Source organism: Ureibacillus massiliensis 4400831 = CIP 108448 = CCUG 49529, assembly GCF_000772965.1.
Classification (GTDB): Bacteria; Bacillota; Bacilli; order Bacillales_A; family Planococcaceae; genus Ureibacillus; species Ureibacillus massiliensis.
Window position 1 is genome coordinate 97,038 of record NZ_JPVQ01000002.1, and the last position, 16,044, is coordinate 113,081.

General features: G+C 33.7%; 14 protein-coding genes and 1 pseudogene. 2 read left to right on the plus strand and 13 right to left on the minus strand.

Going from position 1 to position 16,044, the window contains the following annotated elements; translation table 11 throughout:
* Positions 1 to 25: 25 nt before the first annotated feature.
* From rsmB to CD30_RS01980, 8 genes and pseudogenes are all read right to left on the minus strand, one after another.
* Entirely contained in the window at positions 26 to 1,390 is a 1,365-nt protein-coding gene (gene rsmB / locus CD30_RS01945) for a 16S rRNA (cytosine(967)-C(5))-methyltransferase RsmB (RefSeq protein WP_036171772.1), read from the minus strand.
* Complete coding sequence (gene fmt / locus CD30_RS01950) at positions 1,387 to 2,328, minus strand: methionyl-tRNA formyltransferase (protein WP_036171775.1); 942 nt, start codon at positions 2,326 to 2,328, stop codon at positions 1,387 to 1,389. Before fmt ends, rsmB begins: the two co-directional genes overlap by 4 nt.
* Positions 2,325 to 2,822, minus strand: a complete 498-nt coding sequence (gene def, locus CD30_RS01955; RefSeq protein WP_036171777.1) for a peptide deformylase — start codon at positions 2,820 to 2,822, stop codon at positions 2,325 to 2,327. Before def ends, fmt begins: the two co-directional genes overlap by 4 nt.
* A 22-nt stretch (positions 2,823 to 2,844) precedes the next feature.
* Positions 2,845 to 5,256 carry a primosomal protein N' gene (gene priA, locus CD30_RS01960; RefSeq protein WP_036172148.1) on the minus strand — a complete coding sequence of 804 codons (2,412 nt, stop codon included), beginning with the start codon at positions 5,254 to 5,256 and terminating at the stop codon, positions 2,845 to 2,847.
* A gap of 8 nt (positions 5,257 to 5,264) precedes the next feature.
* A pseudogene (coaBC, locus tag CD30_RS01965) lies at positions 5,265 to 5,810 on the minus strand (bifunctional phosphopantothenoylcysteine decarboxylase/phosphopantothenate--cysteine ligase CoaBC); the annotation flags it as partial.
* A 100-nt stretch (positions 5,811 to 5,910) separates the two neighbouring features.
* Positions 5,911 to 6,135: a DNA-directed RNA polymerase subunit omega gene (gene rpoZ, locus CD30_RS01970; RefSeq protein ID WP_036171780.1), complete on the minus strand. Its 225-nt coding sequence runs from the start codon at positions 6,133 to 6,135 to the stop codon at positions 5,911 to 5,913.
* Positions 6,136 to 6,138: 3 nt separating this feature from the next.
* Entirely contained in the window at positions 6,139 to 6,756 is a 618-nt protein-coding gene (gene gmk, locus CD30_RS01975; protein ID WP_036171784.1) for a guanylate kinase, read from the minus strand.
* A 55-nt stretch (positions 6,757 to 6,811) separates the two neighbouring features.
* Positions 6,812 to 7,687, minus strand: a complete 876-nt coding sequence (locus tag CD30_RS01980) for a YicC/YloC family endoribonuclease (protein ID WP_036171787.1) — start codon at positions 7,685 to 7,687, stop codon at positions 6,812 to 6,814.
* A gap of 160 nt (positions 7,688 to 7,847) precedes the next feature.
* Here CD30_RS01980 and CD30_RS01985 point away from each other — a divergent pair, with 160 nt between their 5' ends.
* The gene (locus tag CD30_RS01985; protein WP_036171791.1) at positions 7,848 to 9,539 is read left to right on the plus strand and encodes an Rqc2 family fibronectin-binding protein; all 1,692 of its coding nucleotides are present in this window, start codon (positions 7,848 to 7,850) and stop codon (positions 9,537 to 9,539) included.
* Between the two features lie 94 nt (positions 9,540 to 9,633).
* On the opposite strand, the gene CD30_RS01990 is transcribed toward CD30_RS01985, so the two are convergent.
* The 4 genes from CD30_RS01990 to CD30_RS02010 form a co-directional block, all read right to left on the minus strand.
* On the minus strand, positions 9,634 to 10,284 hold the full coding sequence (locus CD30_RS01990) for an ABC transporter ATP-binding protein (RefSeq protein ID WP_036171794.1): 651 nt from the start codon (positions 10,282 to 10,284) through the stop codon (positions 9,634 to 9,636).
* A 792-nt stretch (positions 10,285 to 11,076) separates the two neighbouring features.
* The gene (locus CD30_RS02000) at positions 11,077 to 11,859 is read right to left on the minus strand and encodes a hypothetical protein (protein WP_036171800.1); all 783 of its coding nucleotides are present in this window, start codon (positions 11,857 to 11,859) and stop codon (positions 11,077 to 11,079) included.
* A complete protein-coding gene (locus CD30_RS02005; RefSeq protein ID WP_036171802.1) occupies positions 11,849 to 12,664 on the minus strand; it encodes a hypothetical protein in 816 nt (271 codons plus the stop codon). Before CD30_RS02005 ends, CD30_RS02000 begins: the two co-directional genes overlap by 11 nt.
* Positions 12,665 to 12,744: 80 nt before the next feature.
* Positions 12,745 to 13,143 (minus strand): hypothetical protein, encoded by a 399-nt coding sequence (locus CD30_RS02010; protein WP_036171805.1) that lies wholly within the window; start codon positions 13,141 to 13,143, stop codon positions 12,745 to 12,747.
* Positions 13,144 to 13,540: 397 nt separating this feature from the next.
* On the opposite strand from CD30_RS02010, the gene CD30_RS02015 reads away from it, so the two are divergent.
* Complete coding sequence (locus CD30_RS02015; protein ID WP_036171808.1) at positions 13,541 to 15,229, plus strand: methyl-accepting chemotaxis protein; 1,689 nt, start codon at positions 13,541 to 13,543, stop codon at positions 15,227 to 15,229.
* 184 nt (positions 15,230 to 15,413) lie between these two features.
* Here CD30_RS02015 and pyrE read toward each other — a convergent pair whose 3' ends face one another.
* A complete protein-coding gene (gene pyrE, locus CD30_RS02020) occupies positions 15,414 to 16,043 on the minus strand; it encodes an orotate phosphoribosyltransferase (protein ID WP_036171811.1) in 630 nt (209 codons plus the stop codon).
* Position 16,044 lies beyond the last annotated feature (1 nt).

Genomic DNA, 16,044 nt, shown 5'->3' on the forward strand with positions numbered 1-16,044 from the left:
CTTTTATATCTCATCACACTTTTTCTTAAGCATGACTACCTGCTTTCTTACGAAATAAAGCTACAAAAAATCCATCGCTACCAAAGTCATGAGGAAATACTTGAAGCATTCCATTTTCTTGTCGATCAACTAATTCTTTTGGTAAATTCTCAATGGACGCTAATTCCATTTCTGGATGTGACGCTAGAAATGCTCGGACAGTTCCTTCATTTTCTAATCGGTCAACAGTACAAGTGCTATAGACAAGTCTACCTTCATCCTTCAATACTTGGACAGCATTATCAAGCAATTGTAGTTGTATTTTGTGCAAACTTTCGAAATCCTCTTCACGTTTTGTATATTTAATATCAGGTTTTCTTCGCATTACGCCAAGTCCTGAACATGGTGCATCTACTAAAACTGCATCAAAGGATTCTTTTTGTAGGTACTCTGCTGCCTTTCTTCCATCAACTGGTGCTGTTTGGATAATATCTAAACCAAGTCGACTACTTGTTTCTTCGATTAAATCTAACTTATGGGGATGAATATCCGTCGCTAAAATCGACCCTTTATTGTTCATCTTTTCCGCTAGATGAGTTGTTTTACCGCCTGGAGCAGCACACATGTCTAACACTTTCCAACCATTATTCGGATTTAAAACGTTCGCTGGCATCATCGAACTTTCATCTTGGATTGTAACAAGTCCCTTTTTAAACACATTTGTATGTGCTACTTGACCATTTACTATATGAATACATTCAGGTATTAGCTTACTTTGTTTAGCTGTAATCCCTTCCTGATCAAGCAAAGTTACAACTTCATCCACAGTTGCTTTTAACAGATTCACCCTTACTGTATGAGTTGGAGGTATATTATTTTCTTTTAACATTTCTGTTGTAATTTCAACGCCATAATTTTCAATGAATCGCTCGACTAACCAATTTGGATGGCTCGTTTCAATTGCTAATCTATTTATAGGATCTTCAATTAAATCAATTGATGGAATACCTTTTCTTTGAACAGATCGTAAAATACCATTAACCATTGAAGCTATTCCTTGATGGCCTCTTCTTTTCGCGATTTCAACTGCTTCGTTAACAGCTGCATGAGCTGGAATTCTGGACAAATAGACAACTTGGTAAAGGGAAAGACGAAGAAGCCATCTCACCCAAAGTTCGACTTTTGAGCGAATATATGGCTCTAGATAATAATCAAGCGTATATTTATTTTGCAATGTACCGTAAGTTATTTCAGTTAATAAAGCACGATCCTTTGCATCAATTTTATACTTATTGATCGTTTGATTTAATAGCAAGTTACTATATGCTTGGTTTTTATCAACGGCTAATAGAATAGTTAATGCCGCATCCCGAACATTGCCGTCCCAAATCTGTTCTTTCTTCTTAGTCATTCAAATAGGTCCCCAATCTGTAATTTTGAACCAGTTCCTCTTAAATAGTCTTGTGCAGTCATTCGTTTTTTTCCTGAAGGCTGTAAATCTAGAATAGCTAATGTTTTACCATCACCTGTTGCAATTTCAAAACTATCTTTATTAATTTTCGTTACAGAACCTGGTTGTAATGATGATGTACTATCGCCAAGCTTAGCCCACCAAACTTTTACATTTTCACCGTTTAATGTTGTATAAGCAACCGGCCACGGATGTAGACCGCGCACTTGATTATATATATCAGAGGCACTCTTTGACCAATCAATACGTTCTTGTTCGCGTGAAATATTATGAGCAAATGTTGCTTCCGCTTCATTCTGAGGGATTCTCTTATTAGTCCCATCGATAATACTAGGTAATGTATCTTGCAACAAATCTCGCCCTAGTATGCTTAATTTATCAAAAAGACTACCTGTATGATCATTTTCTCCTATCGGAATCTCTCTTTGAGAAATAATATCACCCGCATCTAACTTTTCAACCATGTACATGATGGTAACACCTGTTTTAGTTTGCCCATCTAATATCGCTTGATGTATTGGTGCACCACCACGATATTTCGGTAGTAAAGATGCATGGACATTAATACATCCTAATCTTGGAACATCTAACAATCGTTTAGGAAGGATTTGTCCATAAGCAGCTGTTACAATAATATCCGGATTTAATTCAATAATTTCTTCTAGTTCGGTAGAATTTTTTAATTTTTCAGGTTGTATCACTTTTACCCCAAGGCGTAATGCTTCTTCTTTTACTGGCGGAGGCGTTAGTACTTTTTTTCTTCCTACTGGTCTATCCGGTTGAGTGACGACTGCCAAAACTTCATAGCCATTTTCATGGATCATCGTTAATATTGGAACAGAAAATTGTGGTGTTCCCATAAATACGACTTTCGTCATACTTCATCCTCCTCCGCATACATTTCTTCAAGTTCTTCCTCTGTTACGACGCGAATTAATTTTGAATCAAACAAAATTCCTTCTAAATGATCGATTTCATGTAATATTGCACGAGCATCAAATCCTCCTGCTTCAAGCTGATATACTTGCCCTTCTCGATCACATGCTTCTAGTTTTACATAGGTCGGCCTTTCTACTTCCCCATATAAACCTGGGAAGCTTAAACAACCTTCTATATCAACTTCCGAGCCACTTACTTCTAGAATTGTCGGATTAATCATTTCTAATATTTGTCTTTCTTCACCTAGCTCAACAATTGCAACTTTTAATGGGACATTAATTTGAGGTGCTGCAATCCCAACACCGTCATATTCGACCATCGTATCGTACAAATCATCTAGTAATTCGATGATCTGTTCATTAATTTCTGTTACTTCATCACATTTTTGTGTTAACACCTTTGCTGGATGTTTTACAACTTCTTTTATAGCCATTATTTAACCTCACATTTCTCATTTATATCGATGAGGGATTCAAATCGACAGTAAGTAATATTCCTTTTTTTATCCAATCTGAACGATATAACTTAATTAACTGTATAAATGTTTCGATCAAATTTGGTTCCACTTTGTATTTTATCAAACATTGATATCGATATCTATTTTGTACGCGACTAATACTAGAGGCGGTTGGACCGATAATAGAAACGTTAAAAGATAGATTAGAACGTAAAAAATCGACCGTTTTTTGTGCATATTCACTAGCTAGCATGATATCTTCATGTGAAATCTGAACTAATGCAAGATAATAGTAAGGTGGGTAACCAGCCTGATGACGCATCCACATTTCTCGCTCATAAAAAGGTTCATATTGTTGTTCTTTTGCAAGTTCTATTGCATAATGCTCAGGTGTATATGTTTGAATAATCACTTCACCTGGCAATTGATGCCTACCTGCTCGTCCACTTACTTGGGTTAACAATTGAAATGTCTTTTCAGCTGAACGAAAATCTGGTAAATGAAGCGAAGTATCCGCACTTAATACACCTACTAAAGTGATATTAGGAAAATCAAGACCTTTTGCAATCATTTGAGTTCCGAGTAATATATCTGCATGACCTTTACCAAAGGCTTCTAAAATCTCTTCGTGTGAACCCTTCGTTTTTGTCGTATCAACATCCATCCGTAAGACTTTTGCTTCCGGAAACAATTTTGTAAGCTCTTCTTCGACCTTTTGAGTGCCCGTTCCAAAATATCGGATGTGGTCACTTTGACATTGAGGACAAGTTTTTGGCACTCGCTGTTCATATCCACAATAATGACATTTTAATTTTTCATTAGAGCGATGATAGGTTAAGGAAATATCACAATTTTCACATTGGACAACTGTTCCACAATCCCGACACATCACAAATGACGAATAGCCTCTACGATTTAAAAATAAAACCATCTGTTCTTTTTTTTCTAAACGTGTTCGAATTGCTTCAACTAAACTTTCTGAAAACATAGAACGATTGCCATTTTTCAATTCATTTCTCATATCAACAACGTGAACAGTTGGTAATGATTGTTTTAAAGCACGCTCTTTTAATGTTAACAGCGTATAAACATTTTTCTTTGCTCGCGCAAAAGATTCTAAGGAAGGTGTTGCACTTCCTAGTATGACAGGACATTGATAATATTCACTTCTCCATATAGCCACATCACGAGCATGATAACGTGGTGCATCCTCTTGTTTATATGTTGATTCATGCTCTTCATCTAGTATAAAAATACCGACATTTCGAAATGGCGCAAACACAGCAGAACGCGCTCCCACGACAACCTTAACTTTACCTTCATGAATTTTGCGCCATTCGTCATATTTTTCTCCGACAGATAGCCCGCTGTGCATTACTGCAACTAGTTCTCCAAATCGCGAGCGAAAACGATCAGTCATTTGTGGTGTTAAAGAGATTTCAGGTACTAATACAATGGCTTCTTTTCCTTCTAATAAACATTGTTCAATGGCTTGTAAATACACTTCTGTTTTACCGCTGCCTGTTATGCCATGTAATAAAAAGGTTTCAGATATTCTATTTTTTATTGAATTCGTAATCTTCTGTAACGCGTTTTCTTGTTCATCGGTTAAATTTAAGGAAATAGTTTTTTTCACTTCTTTAGAAAAAGGATCTCGATATACTTCTTCCTGAACAAATTCTGCTCCACCATATTCAATAACAGCTTGTAATACCGCTTGAGAAGTATTTGTATCTGTTAAAATATCTTGAAGATCGAAAACTTCTCCTACATGGTTCATCATCCACTGTAATAATTGCTGCTGCTTTCTTGCCCTTTTGGAAATATTACCTAAAATTTTTTGAAGTGTCTCAATAGATTCGTTTATTTTCACTTTTCGAATTTCTTTAATATTTCCTTTTTGTTTTACAATATTTTCAATTACTAATTGTTTATCTTTAACCGCTCTTTTTAAATCGTGAAGCATTCCATCTTTTTCAAAAGCTTTATAGTTAACTTTTGTAGCTCTCTGAAAATAAGGCTGCAAAAGAATCGGAAGCTGCTCTACATCGGTTAGGAGAGACACTTGTTTTTCATATTTTGCTCTAAGTGCTGAAGGTAACATTACTTGTAATGCATCAATTTCATAGCATATCGTTTCTGTTTTTAACCATTTTGCAAGCTTTAGCATCTCCGTGGTTAATACAGGCGTAATATCTAGCAGCTGGGATAAAGATTTAATTTTATCAACTGGCACTTCTGTTGTATCTTTTATTTCAGTTACAAATCCTAATACATTTCGAGGGCCAAATGGAACTTTCACTCGGCAACCCATCTCGATTAGCTCCTGCATTTCTTCGGGAATTAAATAATCGAAAGGACGATCTATTGGATAGGCGCTAACATCCACGATTACCTCTGCTACTTTCATTATTTTCTCGCTTCACTTTCAAAATACTCAATAACTAATTGAGTAATCTTTTCTGGCTCTTCTAAACGACCTTTACCAACATAACCGCATGCTAAATAGCCTTCTGAAGGTTCGATAAATGAGCAGCCATCTTCTGATAAACGAGAAATGTTCCTTTTGACTGCAGGATGATCATACATATGTACATTCATAGCAGGCGCAACCCATACTGGACACGTTGCTGCAAAATAAGTAGTCGTTAGCATATCATCGGCAATACCATTTGCTAGTTTTCCTATTACATTAGCAGTTGCTGGCGCAATAATAATTAAATCAGCCCAATCCGCTAAATCAATATGTGCAATTACACTAGATTCTTTTTCATCAAAAGTGTCAAAATAAACATCATTTTTAGACATCACTTGAAAAGTAAGAGGTGTAACAAATTTCTTTGCAGAATCCGTCATAATTACTTTTACATTAGCACCTGCTTGAGTTAGTTTACTAACAAGGGCTACAGCTTTATATACTGCGATTCCACCAGAAACGCATAATAATACATTTTTCCCTTTCATCCTCATTTCACCCTCTCAAATGATTAGCTCCCAAAGAAAGAATTCCTCGGGAGCTAATCGCTTTTTGTCTTTAAATAAGTTTTACAAAAATTACATTTGTTTAGATTTCATCATGATAGATAGTAGATGCATCTTGTTTTTCCTTTGTTAAAGCACCTGCAGCAATTTCTTCAAGAGCTTTACCAACAGTTTTATGTGAAACGTATGATTCTAATTTTTCGTTACCTACTTCTTGCATTTGACGAGCTCTTTTAGAAGCAAGGCTCACTAATGAGTATTTAGAATCAATATTCTTTTTTAAAGCATCAATAGATGGGTATAACATATTTTATTCTCCTCTCAACATGGACAAATATCTTTTTTCAACTCGTTCTCTGCGACAATGCTCTGCAACGATGATTGCATTTATTTTATCACAAGCTTTTTGAATTTCATCATTTTCCACAACATAATCATACAAACTCATCATTTCGAGTTCTTCTTTTGCTGTTGCGATTCTTTGTTTTATAATTTCTTCCGATTCTGTACCACGGTTTACTAAACGATTTTGTAATTCAGTTAAGCTTGGTGGTGCTAGGAAGATAAATAAAGCTTCAGGTGCTTTTTCTCGAATTTGAGCAGCTCCTTGAACTTCAATTTCTAAAAATACATCTCTTCCTGCATCTAACGTTTCGTTTACATATGCAAGTGGTGTACCATAATAATTTCCTACAAACTCTGCATGCTCCAGTAAACCACCTTCTTCAATTAGCGCCTCAAATTCACTGCGAGATTTGAAGAAGTAATCTATGCCATCCACTTCACCTTCGCGAGGCGGACGTGTCGTCATCGATACTGAGTATTCATAATTTGTACCTGCTTGTGAAAATAGTTCTTTTCTTACTGTACCTTTACCAACACCAGAAGGGCCAGATAGAACAATTAATAATCCACGTTCTTTTCTCATAAAATCCTCGTATTCCCTCCCTTTTACTACATCACTTTTTACATTTAGCAAAGAACTATTCAATATTTTGTATTTGTTCTCGCATTTTTTCTAAAATGGTTTTTGCTTGAACAACTGCAAAGGACGCATCAGAGGATTGATTTTTCGAGCCAATTGTATTGATTTCACGAAGACATTCTTGCATTAAAAAATCAAGTTTACGACCAATGGATGTATCCTCATTTAAAGTTTCTGTTAACTGTTGAAAGTGGCTTTCAAGACGGTCTAATTCTTCTGATATATCTACTCGATCTGCATAGATTGCAACTTCTGCTAGTATGCGTTCGTCGATCAAATTAGAATCAACAATCTCTTTCATACGATTAATCAGTTTTTCGCGGTATTTGCTTACTGCATTTGGAGAGAACTTACGTATTAGATGTATTTGCTCTTCTAAGTCATTTTTATATTGTAACAAAACGGATGCCAATTGTTGCCCTTCACGCTCACGCATTTGAACTAAATTATTAGCTGCCTCGGTTAAGGCATGCTCCATAGCTGATTTTAGTTCTTCAATAGATATTTCTTTTTTCTCATAGATAATGGCATTTTCAATAGAAAAGATCTCTTGCATAGACCATTTTTCTTTTAGAGGTAATACGTTTTCAAGCTGCTCTTTTGCATTTTTGTAGGCATCAATTAGGGGCCAATTAATCTGTACATTTGAAACTGATTGCTCGTTTATTTTTAAATTTACGACTACATCTAGCTTACCTCTAATAACAAATTGAGATAATAGTTTTTTTGCTAAAAGTTCAATTTCAAGCCATTCTTTTGGAAATTTTGTTTGAATTTCTAAAAAACGATGATTTACAGATCTTACTTCAACCGTCAGCTGATAATCATCCGTTGTTGTGACACCCCTGCCAAATCCTGTCATACTACGCACCAAGGTTCGTCACACCTTTCTGTATATTGTTCCAATTATAACATATGTTTTGAAAAATATAACTTATGAAATATTAAATAGAGAACGTTTTTTCCCATTTCTTTATAAAAAATTATATAATAAAAGTTATACTTTGAAATTTTTTAGAAATGAGGAATCTATCATGGCTTTTGATGGATTATTTACTTTTGCAGTAACAAAAGAATTATCGAAACTTTTATCTGGACGCATAACAAAAGTTCATCAACCAAATGCTCTAGAAGTTGTACTTCATATTCGCGCAGGCGGTGAGAATCATAAATTATTGTTTTCAATACACCCTTCTTACGCACGAATTCATTTAACAGATGAACCAATTGATAACCCAAGCGAACCCCCAATGTTTTGTATGTTGTTACGTAAGCATATTGAAGGTGGCTTTATTCAAGCAATACAAACTCAAAGCTTTGAACGGGTCGTTACATTTAGTATTGAAAGCAAAAATGAAATTGGAGATACTGTTTATCGAAATCTTACAATCGAAATAATGGGACGCCATAGCAACCTATTATTAATTGATAGTCAAACAGATAAAATCATCGATAGTATTAAACATTTACCACCATCCGTGAATAGCTATCGAACAGTATTACCAGGGCAAGTATATGTAGAACCACCTGAACAAAATAAGGTCAACCCTACGTCAGCTACAGATGATGAAATCCTTCACTTTTTTAAAAATGGGAAAACTGCGAAAGAAGTTGTAGATCATTACAAAGGTTTTTCATCCTTCCATGCCAATGAACTGTTACATCGTATGGAACAAGGCGATATCGTAGAAACCTTCCATTCATTTTTAGATGAAATAATTTCTGGTGCATCGCCGACTTACATTGAAGAAAAGGGAAAAATCTACTTTTCACCAACAAAAATCACTCATCTGTCAGGACAATCAACAAGCTATGATTCACTTAGTCAATTGTTGGACCGCACTTTTTACGCAAGAGCAGAACGCGAACGCGTTAAACAGCAGGCTGGGGATTTAGAACGCTATTTACAAAATGAAATTAATAAGTTGAAATTAAAACTTAAGAAACTTCAAAAGGACTTGGACAACGCTTCAAAATTAGATCGTTATCAATTATTTGGCGAACTATTAATGGCGAATTTGTATAACTTCGAAAAAGGTATGAAGGAAGTTACTGTTGCAAATTATTACAGTGAAAATGAAGAGAAAATTACTATTCCACTAAGTGAACGAAAAACGCCGATCGAAAATGCACAAAATTATTACACTAAATACAATAAGGCAAAAAATGCGCTCATTATGGTGCAGGAACAAATAGAAAAAACTAACTCTGAAATAAGTTATTTCGAGATGTTGATTAGTCAGGTTGAACAGGCTGCACCAGCAGATATCGAAGAAATTCGAGAGGAGCTAGCAGAACAAGGCTATTTAAGAATGCGCGCTTCAAAGAAAAAGAAAAAACCAACAAAGCCAACTCCAGAAACGTATATTTCCTCAACAGGAACTACTATTTCAGTTGGCAAAAACAATAAACAAAATGACTATCTTACATTTAAAATTGCGAAAAAGAATGACACTTGGTTACATACAAAAGATATACCTGGTTCCCACGTTGTCATCCATTCAGAAGAACCTGATGAAACGACTTTAATGGAAGCCGCAAATTTAAGTGCCTATTTTAGTAAAGCTAGAGATTCGTCATCCGTACCTGTTGATTACACACAAATACGTCAAGTGAAAAAACCAAACGGGGCTAAGCCTGGGTTTGTTATTTATTTCGAACAGAAAACAATATATGTAACACCTGATGAGAATCTGATTTTAAAGCTGAGAAAACAAAAAGACTAAATGTTCATATTAACTAGAAAAAAAGTACATTTCATACTTCATGAAATAGTACTTTTTTTGCGTTCTATATAAATTAACGTATCCAGTAAATAATCTACCTCATCGTTATTTTCTCTAATTTCTTTTCATTAAATTCAAATATCTCATCGCAAATTAAATCAAGATCTTTCTGAATATGACTAGTCAATAGTATAGTTACTCCTTTATTCTTAAGTTCTAATAATAGAGAGCGAATATTCTCAACGCTAGTTTTATCAAGACCATTAAATGGCTCGTCCAATATTAAAAGGTTAGGAGACTCCATAATCGCTTGTGCAATACCTAACTTTTGCTTCATACCTAACGAATATTTTTTAACTGGTTGACTATTCTCGGGATCTAGACCAACTCTTACAAGAGTAGACTTAATCGTTTCATCAGTAATTTTGTTTTTAATCGCAGCTAAGTAACGCAAATTTTTTATACCTGAATATTCTTCTAAAAATTGAGGCGTCTCAATAATTATCCCGGTATCATTAGGAAAATCAATCTCTTTACCAAGTGTTTTTCCTGAAATTTTGATTTCTCCACTATCAGGTGACATAAGTCCACATAGAATCTTAAATAAGATTGACTTTCCACTTCCGTTATGTCCAATAAAACCATAAGCTTTGCCTTTTTCTAATGCAAAAGATACAGAGTGAAATATTATTTGTTTCTTAAAGGATTTTGAAAGATTTTTTGTTTCTACTATTATATTATCCATCATTTAACTCCTTTCCGAAAAGAATATTATATTTTTTCTAATATTGAAATAGAGATATACTATACATCCACCCATAATCAACATCTGAGTTAATAAGAACCGCAAATATGCTGAGTTATCTATCAAAATATTTGATACAAACGTATGCTGTGCCAAAACAAAGGGGTAGATGAATTGTATAAAATATATGATGGCAATTATTATGAAACCGCTACTTAATCGGTTTAATTTAGTTGAAATTGCTAGTTGAACACATGAGATACAAAACGTTCCTAAAAGTTGGCCGAAAAATGAATAGACGAATAATACAAAAAAAGCATTTTCATGATTTTTCGTTAGCCACGGGAAGAGTGTTGCATTCATTTGTGAACCATCGTATAAGAAGAATGAAATAATTAACAACATTCCATGATAAATTAATAGCATTATCACTATTATGGAAAAGAGTGATATAACATGTGATAGCATAAAAATTATTTTCTTTTCTATTCTAATAATAGTGTTTATAGCATGTCTTGCCATCACTTGAGTTATATACACATCAACTACTAGTGTAATTCCTAAGTAAGGCAGTAGAACAATAAACATTTGAAGCAAATGTAGCTGTTCTATATTCACTCCACCAATACTTAACATATAAACTTCCAATGCGGAAAAATCATCTGAATACCCTACTTGAAATAATGTGTGAAAAAAAAGAATTGCAACAGTACATCCCATAGTTAAGAATATTTTTTTATAAATTAATTTAAAGTTATACCTTATAATGGACAACAAATGTAGAGTCATAAATTAAAAATTCACCTCTTTAGACAGGTGTAAAGAAAGATAAGTTAGTCCAACGGTTAAAATCAATATTGGTAAATTTGAAGTTAGTGTATATATCAAAATTATTTCTTCTTTAGGGCTGAAGTTGTACGTATATACAAAACTTAAATCCAAAAAACTTAAAATAGGAATATTGTAAAAATTTAATATCGAATTTAAAAAAAGTAGGAGGAGAATAATAAAAATACCAAGACTTCTAAACTCCCTTTTTGTAATACTTTGCCAATAAAAATAAAGACTCCCAATGAAAATTAAAGTTACAAAAAATCGTACAGCATATAAACTAATAGCATTTAATGGTGTTAGTTCGGTAAAAAAGGAGGTATACGGATCAAGCCCTAATCTAGTCTCCTGACTCCATTCAAATGTTAATCCGAATGTCAAAAAAGATTCTATTACAATTACCCCAAACACATACAATGTTAGAATAAAGCTAAGTAATAACATCACAATCAGTTGAGATTTTATTAAATTACTTTTTTTAACAAGGCGAGCTAAACAATAACGTAAATTCCCTTCATTTGCAATATCATCAATTAAAATTAGAAATACAGGAATAATGAACATAAAATAAATATACCGATTCCCAAAAATAAAAAATATTACATTCCAACTGTTTGAATTTGTTGACCAGTCGTTCATTAATAGTATAAGGAGTGGAAGACATAACAAATAAAATATAATTCCAACAAATTTTCTACTACCCACCAATCTTTTAACAGTGATTATCAAAAAACTAACTACCATTTTTCAACTCCTGTTTATAATTAATATAGAACATTAATAATCCTGATAGAATTAATATAAAATTGACGATTAACAAATCGCTTATCTTTAAATCTACATTAGACATTAGATAATAAATTCTTGTAGCTGCGTATTTCTCTAGTCCATTTATATTAGAAATAATAATATCTAGGGATAAATATAATGCAAATGGTATTGCGTATACGTATACAATCTTTGAACAAAAGCTTGTAATACCCATAGCAAATATTGCGATTGAAAAGCCAAAAATAAAATGAATAGAAATGACTAATAATATATAAAGCATAGGAGTGTTAGTAAAAAGGCTGCTAAATAAGCCCTCAGGTTGAAAATCAAAAGGGTGAAGAATTGTATTTTCAAAAAAAATACTTAATCCTACAAAGTAAATTGCACTTGGTACAGATAGAGCAACTCCACCAGTAATTCCATTTGCAAATAATTTGTAAAGACGATACTTTAAATGACCAATTCTGATAATTGAAAAATAATGAAACCTCATTTTTCTCTCATAAACAAAAGATGCAGCATAAGGGTATATTGAAGCTAACACAAATATTACTTGCGTGTAATAAAAAGCGCTAATCCATATAAGATAAGTATTCCCTCCGATTTCAAGAATTTCATTTAGTCCCTCTGGTGTTAAATCTGCAGCATTTCTATCAATGAAAAAGTGAGAGTTTAAATGAGATTGATAAGATGATAGATAAAGCAAAATTAGCATTACCCCCATCACCAACCCCATTCTTCTATTAAATACGGCTCGGGACAATTCTTTCAACAGCATAATATCACCACGCTATATAATTTTAAATGAAAAAAGTTTTCCTCCATGAAAATGAAGGAAAACCATACTCTAAACAGATTTTAATAGGAGTCTGGATTCCATGAGCCAGTAACATTGTATCGGTTATACCAACTTCCATCATCGGTTTGTGCACTCATTCGATATTGATAGTTTTGCGCCATTCCTTGATTATCTAATAATGTGGAAATGGCTGATCGTGTTGTCAAAGTTTCACTTCTTGCATCGCCATCGGAGTTAACTACCGTAAATTTTGTACGTACTTTGGATTCTATATAATCAACTTCAAGATATGGATCTTCATTTTTTGTATATTTATAAGCTGGATCTGAGTATACCGTTCCATGGAAAAGACCTGTGTTCATGTCAAAATCGAATTTTGCATTATAAGCACTAGCTGTTCCAGCTGCAACTACAATTAACATTCCTAAGATACCAAATAATGATATAGTTTTTTTCATACAAACTCCTCCTATAAAATTATCGAGAATCAGAATAAAGCAAACCTATTAGTTTAGTTCTTGCTATAAAGCTACATATGATTCCTCCCTTACATTCTAAATCTACTACACTATTATTTTTTCATAGTTTCCGCTAAAAATCACCGTCAACTATATTATGTTTTTCCGAAAAACAGATTACGGTTCTCCGAAAAATAGATTATGATTTTCCATAAAAGTTTGTTTTGGTTTATCTATTTACTTTTACTAAATCCTCTCTTCATCATCTTAACAGAGCTTAAAAATAACAATATTTTGTCAATTTCCAATTGGTTATTGACCAGTAATTTAAATAGGAATAAAGTATATAAAGTTACATGAATATGATAACTAAATTTTTTAATAAGGAGGAATTCTTTTGAATATTGGTAAGAAAATTAGTTTAGGATTTTTTACAGTCATTCTAGTATTAATCTTATCTTTAGGAACAATATTGTTCGAAATTGAAGATATTAATCAAAAAGTTGAAAAAGCTGTTGATCTTCAGGTAAAGCAAGTACGACTTGCCGATGATACTAAGTTTGGGATTGCGATGCAAGGTATTTACGTTCGGGAACTGTTGATTGATGATACACAAGAAACAAGAGACAATCTTGACACTTATCAACAATATGTTGACGATAAAATTTTAGAGATTACAGAATCCGCAGTTTCAGAGGATATGAAAGATTATGTTGCTGAAATAAACGCATACAATAATACCTTTAATAGTGACTTGGAAGAAATGTGGTCATATTACAATGCCGGTGAATTTGAAAAAGTCAAAGAAGTTATTAATATCGATTTAGAACAAGCTAATCGCGGGATTTTAGACTATGCAGAAAAAATATTAGAATATCAAGCCGAACAACTGGACTTAGTTACAGCGGATGCTAAAAACACTGTGGTTTCAACAAGAACGATTGCATTTAGTTCAATCATCGTTGGAATCGTAATATTCCTAGTAATCATTTATTATATTCGTCGTTCCATCACAAAGCCGCTTGTAAAAGTTGTACATGCTGCAAACACAATAGCAGACGGTGATTTAACAGAAGATAATATTGTACATAAATCTAAAGACGAAATTGGTCAATTATCAAATGCTTTTAATAAAATGAAGGACAATTTAAATCTTTTAATTCGTAATGTCCAGTCAAATACTGAACAGTTAACCGTTGCAGCAGAAGAACTATCTACAAGTACAGAAGAAATGACTGCAACATCAGAGGATATGGCCCACCAAGTTAGTGAAACAGCTGAAATTGCACAAATGTCTGCAAAAACCGCAAATGAAAGTGCGAAAGCAATGGATGAAACAGCTAGTGGTATTCAAAAAATTGCAGAATCGACACAAGTACTCCATCAGAAGGCGATTGATACAGAAGTCATTGCAAAAGAAGGTAGTAACACGGTTCATCAAGCTCAAAATCAAATGAACATGATTAAAGAATCTACATTGATTGTAAATGATTTAGTAGAAAAATTAAGTAAGCAATCCGAGGAAATTGGTCATATTACACAAGTCATTACAAACATTACAGACCAAACAAATCTATTAGCCTTAAACGCTGCCATTGAAGCTGCTCGTGCAGGGGAACATGGAAAAGGCTTTGCAGTAGTTGCAGATGAAGTTCGGAAATTAGCAGAAGAATCAAAAGTATCAGCAAGCAAAATTGTAGAACTCACTAATGTAATTCAAAGTGATACAGATAATGTAGAAAAAGCTGTTCAAAATTCATTGCAATCTGTTAGCGATGGCGTTGAAGTGATTAAAGAGTCAGGAGTTGCCTTTAACTCTATACAAGATGCTATTAAAATAATGAATGAGCATATAAGCGAAATTTCTGCGGCTTCCCAACAAATTTCTGCGAGTGCCGAGGAAGTTTCTGCTTCTGTTGAAGATCTATCAAATGGTTCAACTAGTGCTGCTGACAACTTCCAAACAATAGCTGCTGCAGTTGAAGAACAAACTGCCACAATAAATGGAGTAAATAACGTAGCAGTTGATCTAGCAGACAGAACTGTAGAATTACAAGAATTAATCAAACGTTTTAAAGTTAAATAAATCGTACGTCTGCTTGGAACTTAAAATCAATTATCAGTTATCAAAAAAGTATAATCCTGAAATAGTGGTCGATTGTAATTTTCCGATTATTGGACAGCTCGTTTATATAAAAAAAGCAATTCACTTGTCATTGACAGTAATTGCTTTTTTTAACAATTTTTAAATTGGACTTACTTAATTTTTATTACAATTCTCCCGCTTTTAACTTTTGATGCCAATCCTTCAAAAAAGGGATTTGATCTTCAGTAATTGCTCCAGTTTCAGTAGCAGCTTCTATTAAATAATCGAAGTTTGTTAGACTTACATATTTCACGTTCGCCTCTTCAAATGCTTTTTCAGCTCTTGGTAAATTATATGTATAAACGCATACAACGCCTACTACTTCACAGCCTGCATTTCTTAAAGCCTCTACCGCAGTAATGGAAGATCCACCTGTTGAAACGATATCTTCCACAACGACTACTTTTTGACCTTCTTCATATTTTCCTTCGATTTGGTTTCCACGGCCATGACCTTTTGCTTTTGAACGAACATATACCATTGGAAGCTCTAATAGATCAGAAACCCATGCTGCGTGTGGAATTCCAGCTGTTGCAGTACCAGCTACTATTGCTGTTTCTGGGAAAAATTCTTTAATATTTTGGGCAAGGCCTTTTGCGATTTGTTTACGTGCAACGACATCTGAAATAGTTAAACGTGTATCGCAATAAATTGGTGATTTTATTCCTGAAGCCCATGTAAATAAATCAGTTGGATTTAATTCTACTGCGCCAACCTTTAGCATTGCATGAGCAATTTCTTTTTGTAACGTCATA

Excerpts from the sequence above, each read along its gene's own strand:
- CD30_RS01985 (WP_036171791.1), top strand. The coding sequence starts at position 7,848 with ATGGCTTTTGATGGATTATTTACTTTTGCAGTAACAAAAGAATTATCG.
- priA (WP_036172148.1), bottom strand. The coding sequence starts at position 5,256 with ATGAAAGTAGCAGAGGTAATCGTGGATGTTAGCGCCTATCCAATAGAT.
- CD30_RS01990 (WP_036171794.1), bottom strand. The coding sequence starts at position 10,284 with ATGGATAATATAATAGTAGAAACAAAAAATCTTTCAAAATCCTTTAAG.
- rpoZ (WP_036171780.1), bottom strand. The coding sequence starts at position 6,135 with ATGTTATACCCATCTATTGATGCTTTAAAAAAGAATATTGATTCTAAA.
- fmt (WP_036171775.1), bottom strand. The coding sequence starts at position 2,328 with ATGACGAAAGTCGTATTTATGGGAACACCACAATTTTCTGTTCCAATA.
- CD30_RS02010 (WP_036171805.1), bottom strand. The coding sequence starts at position 13,143 with ATGAAAAAAACTATATCATTATTTGGTATCTTAGGAATGTTAATTGTA.
- CD30_RS02005 (WP_036171802.1), bottom strand. The coding sequence starts at position 12,664 with ATGCTGTTGAAAGAATTGTCCCGAGCCGTATTTAATAGAAGAATGGGG.
- pyrE (WP_036171811.1), bottom strand. The coding sequence starts at position 16,043 with ATGACGTTACAAAAAGAAATTGCTCATGCAATGCTAAAGGTTGGCGCA.
- gmk (WP_036171784.1), bottom strand. The coding sequence starts at position 6,756 with ATGAGAAAAGAACGTGGATTATTAATTGTTCTATCTGGCCCTTCTGGT.
- rsmB (WP_036171772.1), bottom strand. The coding sequence starts at position 1,390 with ATGACTAAGAAGAAAGAACAGATTTGGGACGGCAATGTTCGGGATGCG.
- def (WP_036171777.1), bottom strand. The coding sequence starts at position 2,822 with ATGGCTATAAAAGAAGTTGTAAAACATCCAGCAAAGGTGTTAACACAA.
- CD30_RS02000 (WP_036171800.1), bottom strand. The coding sequence starts at position 11,859 with ATGGTAGTTAGTTTTTTGATAATCACTGTTAAAAGATTGGTGGGTAGT.